Annotated in this window: 12 protein-coding genes; all 12 read left to right on the forward strand. The window is 40.1% G+C overall.

What is annotated here, in order from left to right; translation table 11 throughout:
* Positions 1-107 precede the first annotated feature (107 nt).
* The 12 genes from ACR1R9_RS30290 (at position 108) to prfB (ending at position 15,204) form a co-directional block, all read left to right on the forward strand.
* On the forward strand, positions 108-1,913 hold the full coding sequence (locus ACR1R9_RS30290) for a motility associated factor glycosyltransferase family protein (protein WP_433922011.1): 1,806 nt from the start codon (positions 108-110) through the stop codon (positions 1,911-1,913).
* Positions 1,906-2,907, forward strand: coding sequence for an SDR family NAD(P)-dependent oxidoreductase (locus ACR1R9_RS30295; RefSeq protein WP_433922010.1), 1,002 nt, complete (start codon positions 1,906-1,908; stop codon positions 2,905-2,907). The genes ACR1R9_RS30290 and ACR1R9_RS30295 overlap by 8 nt, the downstream gene beginning before the upstream one ends.
* A 14-nt stretch (positions 2,908-2,921) precedes the next feature.
* Positions 2,922-3,653 (forward strand): cytidylyltransferase domain-containing protein, encoded by a 732-nt coding sequence (locus ACR1R9_RS30300; RefSeq protein ID WP_433922009.1) that lies wholly within the window; start codon positions 2,922-2,924, stop codon positions 3,651-3,653.
* A gap of 2 nt (positions 3,654-3,655) precedes the next feature.
* The gene (gene pseG / locus ACR1R9_RS30305) at positions 3,656-4,753 is read left to right on the forward strand and encodes a UDP-2,4-diacetamido-2,4,6-trideoxy-beta-L-altropyranose hydrolase (RefSeq protein WP_433922008.1); all 1,098 of its coding nucleotides are present in this window, start codon (positions 3,656-3,658) and stop codon (positions 4,751-4,753) included.
* Positions 4,754-4,757: 4 nt separating this feature from the next.
* The gene (locus ACR1R9_RS30310) at positions 4,758-5,339 is read left to right on the forward strand and encodes a formyltransferase family protein (protein WP_433948842.1); all 582 of its coding nucleotides are present in this window, start codon (positions 4,758-4,760) and stop codon (positions 5,337-5,339) included.
* Positions 5,317-6,369: a pseudaminic acid synthase gene (gene pseI / locus ACR1R9_RS30315; RefSeq protein ID WP_072733590.1), complete on the forward strand. Its 1,053-nt coding sequence runs from the start codon at positions 5,317-5,319 to the stop codon at positions 6,367-6,369. Before ACR1R9_RS30310 ends, pseI begins: the two co-directional genes overlap by 23 nt.
* Positions 6,370-6,405: 36 nt before the next feature.
* The gene (locus ACR1R9_RS30320; RefSeq protein WP_433922006.1) at positions 6,406-7,359 is read left to right on the forward strand and encodes a dTDP-glucose 4,6-dehydratase; all 954 of its coding nucleotides are present in this window, start codon (positions 6,406-6,408) and stop codon (positions 7,357-7,359) included.
* Between the two features lie 44 nt (positions 7,360-7,403).
* A complete protein-coding gene (gene pseC / locus ACR1R9_RS30325) occupies positions 7,404-8,573 on the forward strand; it encodes a UDP-4-amino-4,6-dideoxy-N-acetyl-beta-L-altrosamine transaminase (RefSeq protein WP_433922005.1) in 1,170 nt (389 codons plus the stop codon).
* Positions 8,574-9,185: 612 nt separating this feature from the next.
* Positions 9,186-9,383, forward strand: coding sequence for a cold shock domain-containing protein (locus tag ACR1R9_RS30330; protein ID WP_024631599.1), 198 nt, complete (start codon positions 9,186-9,188; stop codon positions 9,381-9,383).
* A gap of 417 nt (positions 9,384-9,800) precedes the next feature.
* Positions 9,801-10,364 carry a ribosome hibernation-promoting factor, HPF/YfiA family gene (hpf, locus tag ACR1R9_RS30335; protein ID WP_072733587.1) on the forward strand — a complete coding sequence of 188 codons (564 nt, stop codon included), beginning with the start codon at positions 9,801-9,803 and terminating at the stop codon, positions 10,362-10,364.
* A gap of 780 nt (positions 10,365-11,144) precedes the next feature.
* Positions 11,145-13,649 (forward strand): preprotein translocase subunit SecA, encoded by a 2,505-nt coding sequence (gene secA / locus ACR1R9_RS30340; protein WP_433922004.1) that lies wholly within the window; start codon positions 11,145-11,147, stop codon positions 13,647-13,649.
* 441 nt (positions 13,650-14,090) lie between these two features.
* Positions 14,091-15,204, forward strand: a protein-coding gene (gene prfB / locus ACR1R9_RS30345; RefSeq protein WP_433922003.1) for a peptide chain release factor 2 whose coding sequence is annotated in 2 segments (ribosomal slippage) — positions 14,091-14,162 and positions 14,164-15,204 — 1,113 coding nt in all. Because the reading frame shifts where the segments join, the coding sequence is not laid out codon by codon here.
* The last annotated feature ends 5 nt before the right edge of the window (positions 15,205-15,209 follow it).

Genomic DNA, 15,209 nt, shown 5'->3' on the forward strand with positions numbered 1-15,209 from the left:
TATAAAATCCCTTTGGCAAAAGGGGTTTTTTTGCTTTTGCTGACTTCATTTCTAGAAAGCAGTAACCGATAATGTAAATAGAAGTAAAAATATGAATGGTGGTTGTTATGATGCTGAACTACGAACGGAATTTAGCTATAATAAAAAAACGTTTCCCACACGTTTTCGAAGATAATTCTGTTAAAAAAGGAACCGTACAGGATGAATTTAATCTAACAGAACAACTAGAGAGGGATCAGGAGTGGCTAGCTGCGGTTCAAGGATCAGTTGGTAGCCTAAAGTCTGTTTTTGTTTACGGTTTTGGCCAGGGATTAGGGTTGAGCGATTTAGTCGAACTGTACCCAGATCGTATATTCTTTGTATATGAGCCTGACGAGCAAACATTTATAAATGCTATGAATCATATTGATTTAACTTTTTTGCTGGAACATCCTAATGTATATGCTATTTCTGTTGGAAATAAACAGTTGGATAAATTATTTTCAATTATGTCTACTCATATCCAAGATGAAATGGCGTTTGTAGCTTCTCGTTACTATCTCGAACAGCAGATTGAGGTTTTGCAATCGACGAAAAATAAATATTTGGATTATAAAAAGATTTTTGAGTCTAACCAAAATGTCCGAAATCTTTTTCGCCATGACTGGATACGAAATAGTTTATTTCAAATACCAACAATGTTGAAAATCCCTTCTCTTAATCAATTAATTGGAAAGCTAAAGGGGACAACAGCAATCATTGTATCTTCTGGACCTTCGTTGGAGAAGGATATCCATTGGCTTGAGAAGTTGAAGAACCATGCTATCATCATTTCTGCGGGTTCAAGTATACAGGCTCTTGTAAAGCATGGAATCCAGCCTCATCTTGCGGTTGTGATGGATGGAGGCGAAATTAATGCTCAGATTTTTTCCAGTGATGAGGCTAAAAGGGCTCCCCTTTTATTTGCATCAACTGCTTATTATGGTGTATCCGATTCCAAAGAAGATGGTCTCATCTATGGAGTTTTGAACAACGACGATGTTACAAGCTATTTTATGGATGTGAGGAAAGAGGAAAAGATTTTACATCCGAATCCTACAGTTGCAGGCACGGCCATTCAGACTGCCGCTTGGTTGGGCTGTTCACGTATCATTATGATGGGACAGGATTTGTCTTTCCCTGGAGAACAGTTCTACTCAGATGGAATTAACCATGGGGATCAAAGTTATATAGATCAGTTGATTAAGCAGGCCGAGCATACTGTTATTAATGTTAATGGAGATTATAACCGTACAACTGCTGGTTTCCTACAAATGAAGAATAGAATTGAAAACATAATTGCTTTACTGCCTAAAATTGAATTTATAAATTCAACACGTAATGGTGCTCAAATAGAAGGTTCTAGTTGGAAATCGGTTGAAGTTGCATATGAAATCGTAAAAAAAGAAAAAGTATGTAATAACTTAATTGCTGACTTAATAGTTCAAGTGAAAGAATCAGCTGTAAAAACTGATAAGATAGATATGGTAAAAGAAAAATTGATTCGAACTAAAAATGAAATTCTCAGACTAGTCACTGAAATTGACCAAACGTTAAAATTAGTGAAGAAAGTTAGAGAGTTAAGTCGTACTAAACCGGCTAAATGTCAAAAAAACTTAGAAGTGATAGAGCGAAATTGGGCGAATATCGTAAACAAGGATTGGTTTAATCCGCTTTACGAAACGTTGCTCCCAGTGGAAATCAGCCGATTTGATCGAGAACTTCCAAGCATCATTACTGAGAAGAATATTATTCACAAGTCTGACTCTATTGCCGAGTATTTAGGGGATTTACTCCAACAAATACTTGGCGAGGTTTCTTTTTTGACAAAAGTTTTGAACGAGTCAATAGAGAGAATAGAAAACGTACAATTAAAGGGGAAAATCAATGTCTGACTATAATTACAAAGGAAATAAAATATTAATCATAGGTGGAACTGGGACAGTTGGTAATCAGCTCATTCGTCGTTTACTTGAGGATGAACCAGATGTTATCAGGATCTTCAGCCGGGATGAGCACAAACAATATGAAATGGCAATCGAGCTTCAAGAATACTCTCAAAGATTGCGATTTTTGATTGGGGATGTAAGAGATCAAAAGCGTCTTTCTAGAGCGATGGAAGGTATTGATCATGTTTTTCATCTTGCAGCAATGAAGCATGTACCTTCATGTGAGTATAATCCTTTTGAGGCAGTACAAACGAACGTACTAGGAACCCAAAATGTAATACAAGCAGCTTTGGAGAACAACGTTACCAAGGTTTTGTTCACCAGTACAGATAAGGCTATTTCACCAACTAATACGTACGGAGCAACTAAACTTACTGCTGAGAGATTAATCTCAGCAGCAGAAAATCAAAAGGGTTCTAAGGTGACTATCTTTTCATCTGTAAGATTTGGAAATGTAATGGGCTCAAGGGGATCGGTTATTCCCCTATTTAAAAAGCAAATACTTGAGAATGGTAGTATAACAGTAACGGACACAAATATGCTGCGCTATATGATGACTCCCTCTCAGGCAATTGAACTTATACTTGAAGCTAATGATAGAGCGCAAGGAGGAGAGGTTTTTGTTCTTAAAATGCCTGTTATTAAAATAGGCGATTTGGCCGAAGTTATAATTGAAATAGTCAAAGAACGTTATCAAATTAATTCTGAAGTCGGAATACACAATATTGGGCTTCGTCCTGGCGAAAAAAGATATGAGGAGCTAATGACCTTCGAAGAAAAGTTAATAGCAGAAGAAGAATTAAATATGTATATTATACCTTCAGTTTATCGTGTAAATCCCTCATTAAACACCCTTTTTCCTACGGATGGTCAAGATAATTTAACTCCTATCCATAAATCTTTAATTAGGGATTGGATAATGCAGGAGAATTTAATTTAATAGGGGGAGCCTAATTGAAGACTGTTGTAATTATTCAGGCCCGAATGGGTTCCACTCGTTTACCAGGAAAAGTAATGAAAAAGCTCTTTGGGAAGACTATCCTTCAACATGTAACAGATAGAATCAGCTCCATAGGAGATATAAATGAAATTGTAATAGCAACAACAGAGTCATCATTGGATGATATTATTGTAGATGAAGCAAAGGCAATTGGTATAAATGTCTTTAGAGGCAGCGAAAATGATGTTCTTGATCGATATTACAGAGCAGCGCTTACCTGTAAGGCTGAAACTATCATTCGAATTACGTCAGATTGTCCACTTATTGATAGTAACATAGTATCCTCCATGATTTCACAGTTCAACAACAAAGATTATGATTATGTGAGTAATACAATTAATAGAACCTTTCCTCGGGGGCTTGATGCTGAAATATTCTCTATACAAGCCTTAGAAGAAGCCTTTCTAAACGCGTCTTCACCTTCTTTTAGAGAGCATGTCACGCCATATATATATAATAATAAAACTGAATTCAAGATATATGATTATCTTAATGATATTGACTATTCAAAATATCGTTGGACTCTTGATACCGTAGAGGACTGGAAGTTAATAGAGAGTATATATTGTTATTTATATGAGTCTAAACAAATATATGATTGGAGAAATATTATTTCTTTAATGGAGTGCAAACCTGAATTGCATAAAATAAACTGTCATATTGAGCAAAAAAAGGTGATGAATTAAAGATGAGAATCTTTATAAGAGCTGATGCTTCAAAAGAGATAGGTACAGGACATTTGATGCGTTGCTTGTCTTTAAGTGAGGAGCTTTCTCTCTTTTGTTTCAATATAGTATTTGTTTGTAGAGAGATCACTGAACATCTGAGAAAAATTGTTGAACGTAAAGGATTCGGATTATTGAAGTTGAATTGTTCTTATCCAGCAGGGTCAATAGAAGATGCAGAACAAACCATCGCTCAATTAGTTAATGAATTTGGTGTTCTGAAAGATGACTGGTTTATTATTGATAGCTATAATATTGATTTTGTTTGGGAAAGAGAAGTTAAAAACTCCTGTTGTAAAATGGTAGTTATTGATGACTTGGCGAATAGAAAGCATGATTGTCATGTTCTAATTGATACGAATTTGCATGAAAATAATCAGATGAAATATGACGGTCTATTGCTGGATAGTACAGTCAGACTTATTGGACCTGAGTATTCGTTGCTTCGAAATGAATTCAAAGAAGTATTAAATAGTGCTGTACATTATAGTAGTAGAAGCAATATTGAAACAATATTTGTGTGTTTTGGAGGAACAGATCCTACTAGTGAAACTTTAAGGGTTGTAAATGTTCTTCATACTATGTTAAAAGGAAGTAGCTTAAAGGTGAATGTTGTTGTTGGAGAGTCTAATACGGATAAAGCAGTTCTACAAGAAATATGCGGTGAATCCGAGAACCTTAATCTTTTTGTACAACCTCCATCTATTGCACGTATAATGATAGAATCGGATCTTGCTATATGTTCGGGAGGCTCCCTAACGTGGGAAAGATATTGTATGGGACTGCCTGGACTCATAATTACAGTAGCTGATAACCAAGTATCCATTGCTTTGCAGTGTGAACAGTTTGGTGTTGATCACTATCTTGGCAAATCGAGTGAGATTACCGAATTAGAAATATCTAAGGCACTAAGAAACCTTTTGTATGACGTAGTTGATTTAGAGGGAAGAAGAATTAAAGCCCGTTCTGTAGTTGATGGATTAGGGGTCTCTAGAGTAGTAAAAATGCTTTTGAAAGGGTGGACAGATGCAGATGAGAGTGCTCTGGCTGGGACCCAGTAATGATATGATCAAACAGAAGTTGTTTGAAACATATAATGATACTATTATTTTTTTTGAAGAAAAGCTTCAAGAAAAAAGCGAGATTTTACACATGGTAGATTTTATTGTGAGTTTTGGGTATCGTTATTTAATTCCCGCTGAGATTATTAATATGTTTAAAAGACGAATAGTGAATTTGCATATTTCTTATTTGCCTTGGAATAGAGGGGCAGATCCGAACTTTTGGAGTATAGTGGAGGACACTAAAAAAGGCGTTACCATCCATTACGTTGATGAGAATTTGGATACGGGAGATATAATTGTTCAAAAAGAAGTCGCTTTAGAAAATAGTGATACTTTACGTACAAGTTATGAAAGATTGATAAAAGAAATAGAGGAGCTCTTTATAAGAGAGTGGATTAACATTAGGACAAATATAAATATAGGCAAAGCCCAAGATAAATCTGAAGGCAGTTTCCACTATGTAAAAGACAAAAAAAAATATGCCGATTATTTGGATAAAGGGTGGGACACACCTGTATCTCAATTGATCGGAATTGCTAAAGAACATAAGGAGAACAACGATGAAAACATTAGACATTTCTAATCGCATTATCTCAAAAGAGGTGCCACCATTTATAATTGCCGAAATGTCAGGTAATCATAATAAATCGCTTGATAGAGCTATCCGAATTGTAGAGGAAGCGGCTAATGCTGGAGTTGATGCTATAAAGCTACAAACGTATACTCCTGATACAATGACTTTGAATTTAGATAAGGGTGACTTTTTCATTAATGAACAAAATAGTTTATGGAAAGGGCAATCTCTGTATCAGTTGTACAGTGAAGCGCACACTCCTTGGGAGTGGCATGAAGCTATTTTTAAAAGATGTGATGAATTAGGATTAATCGTTTTCAGTTCGCCATTTGATCATAGTGCTGTGGATTTTCTAGAGAAGCTTAATGTACCAGCATATAAAATAGCTTCATTTGAGAATACCGATATTCCTCTTATACGGAAAGTTGCGGCGTTAGGTAAGCCGCTTATAATTTCGTCAGGCATGGCTTCAGTGGCAGATTTGGATGAAACAGTTAGAACTGTTAAAGATAATGGCAATGACCAATTAATATTATTAAAATGTACAAGTACTTATCCTGCATCACCTGAACAAACAAACCTAATGACAATACCTCATATGAGGGATCTCTTTGGTTGCGAAGTAGGGTTATCTGACCATACGCAAGGAATAGGCGTGGCAATTGCTAGCGTAGCATTCGGGGCAACTGTGATTGAGAAACACTTTACATTATCAAGATCCGATGGGGGAGTGGACTCGGCCTTCTCATTGGAGCCTAAGGAAATGAAACAATTGGTCCAAGAGTCAAAGAGGGCTTGGGAAGCACTAGGTCATATTAGTTATGGTGCATCTGAAACAGAAAAAGACTCAATGAAATTTAGACGTTCGATATATACTTCTGAAAATATTAAAGCTGGCGAGCTATTGTCCCCACATAACGTACGAATAATTAGACCGGGATATGGACTTGAGCCTAAACATTATGATTTTTTGATTGGTAAAAGAGTGAACAGAGATATTCCCAAAGGAACTCCATTAAATTGGGATTTCTTTGGCTAGGCTTAATTAATCTACTTACGTTGGAGGTTACTTAAAATGAAGCACAATATTTTGCTAACTGGAGGCGCTGGTTTTATCGGACGTTGGGTGGCTAAGCGTTTATTGGAAGAAGGTCATTCTGTATGGTTATTGGATGATTTATCTAACGGTCGTGTTTCAAATATTGTCGAGTTTGACAAACATCCAAACCTTAAAGGATTTATAGAGGGAACAATCATGGATGAGGCATTGCTTGAAAAACTATTTATGAACCATAAATTCTCGATCTGTTATCACTTGGGCGCATCCATAAATGTACAAGATTCTATTGACGATCCACGCACTACTTTTAACAATGATACAATTGGAACATTTAACATCCTTGAGCAATGTAGGGCACACAATACAAAAGTAGTTTTTATGAGTACATGCATGGTTTATGACCGTTGTGCAGATGAAAAGGGTATTGATGAGTTACATCCGACCAAACCTGCATCTCCTTATGCGGGTGCCAAGATTAGCGCGGAAAATATGGTTCTTTCCTATTATTATGCTTATGGATTACCTACTGTGGTTATTCGTCCTTTCAATACATACGGTCCTTTTCAAAAGACGGGTGGCGAAGGCGGAGTAGTTGCAATTTTCATTAAAAATGAAATAGATGGAAAGATTCTTAATATTTATGGCTCTGGGATTCAAACAAGGGATCTATTGTATGTTGAGGATTGCGCTCGCTTTGTTGTTTCGGCAGGATTTAGTGATGCTGTAAATGGGGAAGTTGTCAATGCAGGTTTGGGCAAGGATATTTCAGTTAATGATTTAGCCAACTTAATTGTAAAGGATCCAGCCAGAATTAAGCACGTGGAACACATTCATCCTCAGAGCGAAATTGAGAAGCTTTTATGCAATTCTTCGAAAGCAAAACAATTGCTTAATTGGGAGCCAGAAGTGACACTTGAAGAAGGAATTTCTCGGACAAGGGAATGGATTACCCAAGGAGGTCTTCAATAGCTTTTTCTAGTGAGGAACTACTTGTTTATTGAAGGAGGCAAGTCATGAGTGAATCAAATCAACACAGACCAAACATGCTTCCTTATGGTCAGCAATGGCTGGATGAAGGCGATATCGATTCTGTTATCCAAGTGTTGAAAAGTGATTTTCTTACACAAGGTCCAGCCATTCAAGCTTTTGAAGAAAAAGTGGCCAATTATGTTGGGGCTAAATATGCTGTGGCCTTTACCAACGGAACAGCAGCATTGCATGGTGCCTGTTTTGCTGCTGGAATTGGACCGGGAGATGAGGTAATAACCACCCCCTTAACTTTTTTAGCAAGCAGCAATTGTGTGCTCTATCAAGGTGGAACCCCGGTCTTTTGTGATATTGATATGGAAACTTACAATATAGATGCTAACCAGATCGAGACCAAAATCACTCCTAGCACCAAAGCAATTATCGTAGTTGATTTTTCAGGACAACCTGTCGAAATAGATCGAATATTGGATATTGCCCGAGAAAAGAATCTAATTTTGATTGAAGATGCGGCGCATTCGCTAGGCGCAGACTATGATGGACGAAAGATTGGAACATGGGCAGATATGACGATGTTCAGCTTTCATCCGGTAAAGCATGTGACGACCGGAGAAGGTGGAATTATCGTGACTGACAATGAGACTTTTTATAAGAAATTAATTCAATTTAGGAGTCATGGTATGACTCGTAACCCGGATGAGATGACCCAAAATGACGGTCCTTGGTACTACGAAATGCATGCACTGGGCTATAATTATCGAATGACAGATATACAAGCCGCTCTAGGTGTGTCTCAGATGGATAAGTTGGACGATTTTGTACAAAGACGCAGGGAGATTGTTGAGATATATAACAGGGAACTTGCAGAGATTCCTGGGCTTGTATTACCGTATCAGCACCCGAAGGCTAATTCTAGCTGGCATCTATATGTTGTCCGGTTTTTACCTGAGTATTTCAGTTACTCTAGAAGAGAAATCTTTGAAACATTACGCAATCGGAATATTGGCGTACATGTCCACTATATCCCGGTATATCTACAACCTTATTATCAGAAGTTAGGATATAGAAAGGGATTATGTCCAAATGCGGAGAGATATTATGAGACAGCCATTACACTCCCGCTGTTTCCCAAAATGACAGATACTGATGTTAAGGATGTAGTTGATGCTGTGAAGATATTTCGCAAGGAAATTTGATGTCTATTACAGATGTCTCTTAAAGTGTGGTTTAGGAGAAGTATTACTACGACGCATATTTAAGCTAGATTTAATCAAAGAAGGAACAGCTGAAATGAATTTAGACCAGTTGTTCCTTCTTTGATTTTTACTGATAAACCTAAAAAATTGCAAGAATCACAAAATAGTATGATATTTAAGGTTGTTATACTTTTATTAAATTTGCAAATTTAAGTGATCTTGACATTTAACATAAGACATAATCAATGGGGAACTTCTTTAGTTAGACGTTCTAAATTCTTGACTATTCTTGTTTAGGCTTCTTATCACACAAGGAGAATGAATTTGAAAAAAGTTAAACTTCATACTATTTTATTCTTATTTTTTTTCGTGTAAAAGGGTGTTGCTAGGGTGGATTTTTAATACAATGCCGATTGTTACAACAATATATTATGTGTAGAATAATAGTAAATCCACCATTCAACACAATCTCCAACTAATCTACAAAAAATTCCAAGAAAACATTTACTTTACCAATTGACAATGGATAACTTTGGATGGTATAGTCTGAATTGTGGGCAAGGGTCTTTGACACAACCTCACTTCATTTGATGACGAAGGGAATGTTAGTGCATGCAAGGTAAAGTAAAATGGTTCAACGCAGAAAAAGGTTACGGTTTCATTGAAACTGAAGACGGCGGCGACGTATTCGTACATTTCTCCGCAATTCAATCCGAAGGATTCAAAACTTTGGAAGAAGGTCAATCCGTAGAATTCGACATCGTCGAAGGCGCGCGTGGACCGCAAGCAGCTAACGTAATCAAATTATAATCATCCGGACAATCCGACCTACATATATGGTTAGATGGTTACCAATTGAATTATCGCTAGCATCAGACTCCGGTTTTTCCGGGGTCTTTTTTTGTTTTAATAGATTCGAAATTTGAGAATCAGCCATAGAACATTATTCATATAAATTTGATAGATTCAAGACATAGTTTGTATTCATTTTACATAATAGATTGAAGGAGCTCGGAAACGGTTAATTACATCATCAAGCGCCTAATAAGACCATCCATGTTAATTAACGATTATGCCTCAAAATGGTGAAATATCGCGAAATATGGCGGTAAGCCTATGTTGGCTGATGTGGCTTGAACAGATGTCATTATTCGGTCACCGGGAGTTTTTACATGGCGCTTACATTCGTGTTATAATGAAGTGGCAAAGGAAAAGGAGGAGTGCCCTATGAATTTAAGTATTCGAGGTCAACAAATCGAGGTTACCGATGCTTTGAAGGATTATGTCGACAAAAAGTTGAGTAGACTCGAGAAGTATTTCGATGCACCCCTTAACTCTGACGGTGCTGTTACCCTGAGCACGACGAGAGGCTTGCATACAGTAGAGGTGACGATCCCTTTGAAAGGCATTGTGCTCCGCGCCGAGGATGAGAGCGACGATATGTACGCTTCCATTGATTCCGTGGTGGACAAGCTGGAACGTCAGATCCGTAAACACAAAACGAAAATTAACCGTAAGTTCCGTCAGGAAGGCAGCCTGAAAACGCTCTTCGTCGAAGATCCGACAGGTACAGTAGCTACCGCTGAATTGGATACGGAGACCGAAGATGATGATTTGGAAGTGGTGCGGACGAAACGGTTTATGTTGAAACCAATGGACGTGGAAGAGGCTATCCTCCAAATGAACATGGTCGGCCACAATTTCTTCGTATTCTCCAACATTGAGAACGAAGAAGTCAGCGTTGTGTACAAACGGAACGATGGTAAATACGGTCTGATTGAACAAGGTTGAACCAATGAACTGAAATGAAAAATGATTCCTTAATGATAACGAATGAAGACAGGGATGCTTTGGATTCCTGTATTGGATTAAACTAACAAGAGCCTCCATCCTTTATGGGATGGGGCTCTTTTGTGCGTGGATGGGCTGGAAAAAGTCGCTGAAGCAAGATTGTGAAACTATTTCCCATGTTACTGCGTCTAATAGTTAGTAGGAATGAGACCAATCCGTGCAAAGTGAAAGCAAAATTTTCAGTGCTTGCGGAGAAGTCGTTAAAGATGTATTCTTTTTCTCTATATTGAGATTTTCATCCAAATTTACCACCAAAATTCGTTAACATGCCTTATCTAACTGGAAAATGAAACGATAGAATCAAGGGCTTCCGCTAACGACTATGATTTTTTGCACTTAAACTCCATCGGAGAGGCTTCAGAAGTTCAAAGAAGTGTGCCGTGGCGTGTTGCGGCGACCCTTACAAACTGTTACAATTTATGCAAGAGAATCATTGTCCTGATGAGGAATTGTCAACGAATGATCGCTAATCATAATCAATGACAGGCACAGCACCATGAACATGATTCATAAGGCTCGGTATTCGGCTTATTTCTAATAACCGGATCCGGTTGAATACCGAATCAGCTTCATGAGGAACCTTGGCAAGCCTGGAGTTGATTCATTTATATTATTTTTTATATCGTTTGTCACCCCCGGGCAAGTGGATACATATCCATCCGATGGTGTCGCGCGGCGGCAGCAGGGGGTCTATTCTGTTTTGCACGAAAGGGGTATACCATGCTAGGACTTGTCAAAAAGATCTTCGGCGACATGAACGAACGTGATGTTAAACGTCTGATGAAGACAGTCGATGTGATCAATAAACTGGAACCACAATTTCAGGCTCTGTCTGATGAACAACTGAAATCCAAAACGGAGGAATTCCGTGCCCGCATTGAAAAGGGAGAAACAACAGATGAACTTCTTCCTGAAGCATTTGCAACCGTACGTGAGGCATCTCGCCGTGTACTGGGCAAACGTCACTATGACGTACAGATGCTCGGAGGCATTGCCCTTCATGAAGGCCGGATTTCAGAGATGAAAACGGGTGAAGGTAAGACACTGGTAGGAACACTCCCGGTATACCTGAATGCATTGATGTCCAAAGGTGTACACGTGGTAACGGTCAATGATTATTTGGCTCAACGGGATAGCCAGGAAATGGGACAAATTTATGAATTCATGGGCATGACGGTAGGGGTTAACCTGAGCGGCATGGACCATGCTTTGAAACAACATGCTTATGCATGTGATATTACGTACGGAACGAATAACGAATTTGGCTTTGACTATCTGCGTGACAACATGGTGTTGTATAAAGAGCAGATGGTACAACGTCCATTGTTCTTCTGTATCATTGATGAAGTGGACTCCATTCTGGTCGATGAGGCACGTACACCTCTGATCATTTCCGGACAAGCTCAGAAATCTACGGATCTGTACTATGCAGCTGACCGTTTCGTGAAACGCCTGGTTCCAGAAGAAGACTTTACGGTGGACATCAAGGTGAAATCCGTAGCGCTGACAGAAGCTGGTGTAGCGAAAGCTGAGAAAGCATTTGGTATCGAAAACTTGTATGATCATGCCAATGTTACGCTTAACCATCACATCGTACAGGGATTGAAAGCCAATGTAATCATGCGTCGTGACGTCGATTATGTGGTGAGTGATGAAGAAGTACTGATCGTCGATGAGTTCACAGGCCGTCTGATGGCAGGACGTCGTTATAGCGATGGATTGCACCAAGCGATTGAAGCCAAAGAAGGCATTGAAGTACAGAACGAGAGCATGACACTTGCTACGATTACATTCCAGAACTATTTCCGGATGTACCGTAAGCTTGCGGGAATGACGGGTACAGCGAAGACCGAGGAAGAAGAATTCAAAAAAATCTACGGTCTCGAAGTATTGCAAATTCCAACCAACCGTCCGAACAAACGGGATGATATGGCTGATGTGGTGTACAAGAGCATCGATGGCAAGTTCAACGCGGTTGTGGAAGAAATCGTGGCACGTCACAGCAAGAACCAGCCGGTTCTGGTTGGTACGGTTTCCATTGAAAACTCCGAGCGTATTTCCGATATGCTGAAACGCCGTGGTGTCCGTCACCAGGTATTGAATGCCAAATATCACGCTGAAGAAGCGGAAATCATCACAGGAGCTGGACAAGCTGGTGCAGTAACGATTGCAACCAACATGGCTGGACGGGGTACGGATATTATCTTGGGCGAAGGTGTAGCTGAAGTGGGCGGCCTTCATATCATCGGTACAGAGCGTCACGAATCCCGCCGGATTGATAACCAGCTGCGTGGACGTGCAGGACGTCAGGGTGACCCGGGTTCTACACAGTTCTACTTGTCACTGGGTGATGAGCTGATGAGACGTTTCGGTGCAGACAATGTACTGAACATGATGGAGCGTCTTGGTTTTGAAGAAGACCAACCGATTGAGAGCCGGATGATTACCCGTGCGGTAGAGTCGGCACAAAAACGGGTTGAAGGTAATAACTTTGACGTACGTAAAGTCGTTCTCCAATATGATGATGTCATGAACCAACAACGTGAAATTATATATAAACAGCGCCGCGAGGTGCTTGAGTCCGAGAATATCAAACAAATCGTTATGGATATGATCAAGCCTTCCATTGAACGTATTGTAGAAGCTCATTGCAGTGATGACATTCCGGAAAACTGGGAACTGCAGGAAGTTGCCGACTACATGAATAGCAAATTGCTGGATGAAGGCTCTGTAACGAAAGATGATCTGTGGGGCAAAGAAGCAGAAGAGATTAACGACTACCTGTTTGAGAAAGTTCAGAACAAGTACAATGCACGAGAAGAGCGAATCGGTGAAGAGATGGTTCGTGAGTTCGAGAAAGTGGTTGTGCTTCGCGCAGTAGATAGCAAATGGATGGATCATATTGATGCGATGGATCAATTGCGTCAAGGTATCCACCTTCGTGCCTACGGCGGTACAGATCCACTGCGTGAGTACCAGTTTGAGGGCTTCGAAATGTTCCATCAGATGATCGCTTCGATTCAGGAAGAAGTGGCAACTTATGTGATGAGAGCACAAATCGAGAGCAATCAGGAGCGTCAAGCGGTTGTTGACGAAAGCCAGATCTCGACAAGCGGCGAGCCTACGGAGAAACGTCCGGTAAAAGTGTCTGACCAAATCGGACGCAACGATGCTTGTCCATGTGGCAGCGGCAAAAAGTTTAAACACTGCCACGGTCAAGAGTAGTTAAACGACTCTCTTATATTACCCTGTATATAAGTTCGATCTAAATTTTTTACACCATAACGGAGAGTGCAGAAGCAATCTGGAGAAGCAACGCGTTCGCATTTATCACCGGATTTTTTCCTTGTGAGAGGGAATTAAGAAAATCTGGGGATAAGAGTGATCGGAAGATGCTACTGCAATCGGAGTGGTAAGGTGTAACTATGCTGGCTCAACTTAAATAGAATGACATGAACGGCTCCTTGCAGCCGGGTATTCCAAATGATCAAGTGAAGGATGCATAACCTGTAATTGGTGCATAGTTATAACTATGTGACCATGATCAAGGAGAGGAGGATTGCCGATATAAAGGTAACCTAGACTCCAAGGTGAAGCATCGGATACTTGATCTGGAGGAATGCCCTGGATGCGGGGAGCTTATCTTAATGAAAAGAGGAATTGCACATGATCGATCCAAGCGTGAAGCAGGACCTGCGTGAAATAGGCAAGAAACTAACAAATCTTAGGGGGTCTCTTTGACTTAGATCTTAAGCAAGAGATGATTGAGAACTTCGAAGTGAAGATGTCCGCCCCTGATTTCTGGGATGATAATGATAAGGCACAATCCTTAATCGCCGAGCTGAACGCGGTGAAGGGATCTGTGGATCAATACACCAAGCTGCAGCAGGATTATGACGATGCGGTCATGATGGCAGAACTGGCTGACGAAGAAGGCGATGATGATCTGGCCGTGGAGATCGGTAACAGCGTGACAGCCATCGTGAGCAAGGTAGAAGATTTCGAGCTACAACTTCTCCTGAATCAGCCGTATGACAAGATGAATGCCATTCTCGAGCTTCACCCAGGTGCTGGTGGTACCGAGTCACAGGACTGGGGACAGATGCTGATGCGGATGTATACACGCTGGGCCGAGAAACGTGGCTTCAAGGTTGAGGTGCTGGATTATCTGGCAGGAGATGAAGCAGGAATCAAGAGTGTCACGCTATCCATCAAGGGGCACAATGCTTATGGGTATCTGAAAGCCGAGAAGGGTGTCCACCGGTTGGTGCGAATCTCACCTTTTGACTCCTCAGGACGCAGACATACTTCCTTCGTATCCTGTGACGTGGTTCCTGAGATTGATGACACGATTGAATTGGACATTCGAACAGAAGATCTCAAGATTGATACGTACCGTGCGAGCGGCGCGGGTGGACAGCATATCAATACCACCGACTCAGCTGTACGGATTACTCACCTTCCAACAGGTGTGGTTGTAACGTGTCAGAATGAACGGTCACAGATTAAGAACCGTGAGCGAGCGATGACGATGCTTCGTTCCAAATTGTATGAACGTAAAATTGAAGAACAAAAACAACAGCTGGACGAAATCCGAGGAGAACAGTCGGATATTGCGTGGGGTAGCCAGATTCGGTCCTATGTGTTCCATCCCTATAGTATGGTAAAGGATCACCGTACGAGCGTGGAGACTGGAAACACAGGAGCAGTAATGGATGGCGACCTCGATGGATTCATCGATGGTTATTTGCGCAGCCAGATTAAAGTAGATACCGATTAATCAAA

Source organism: Paenibacillus taichungensis (assembly GCF_050994985.1).
Classification (GTDB): Bacteria; Bacillota; Bacilli; order Paenibacillales; family Paenibacillaceae; genus Paenibacillus; species Paenibacillus taichungensis.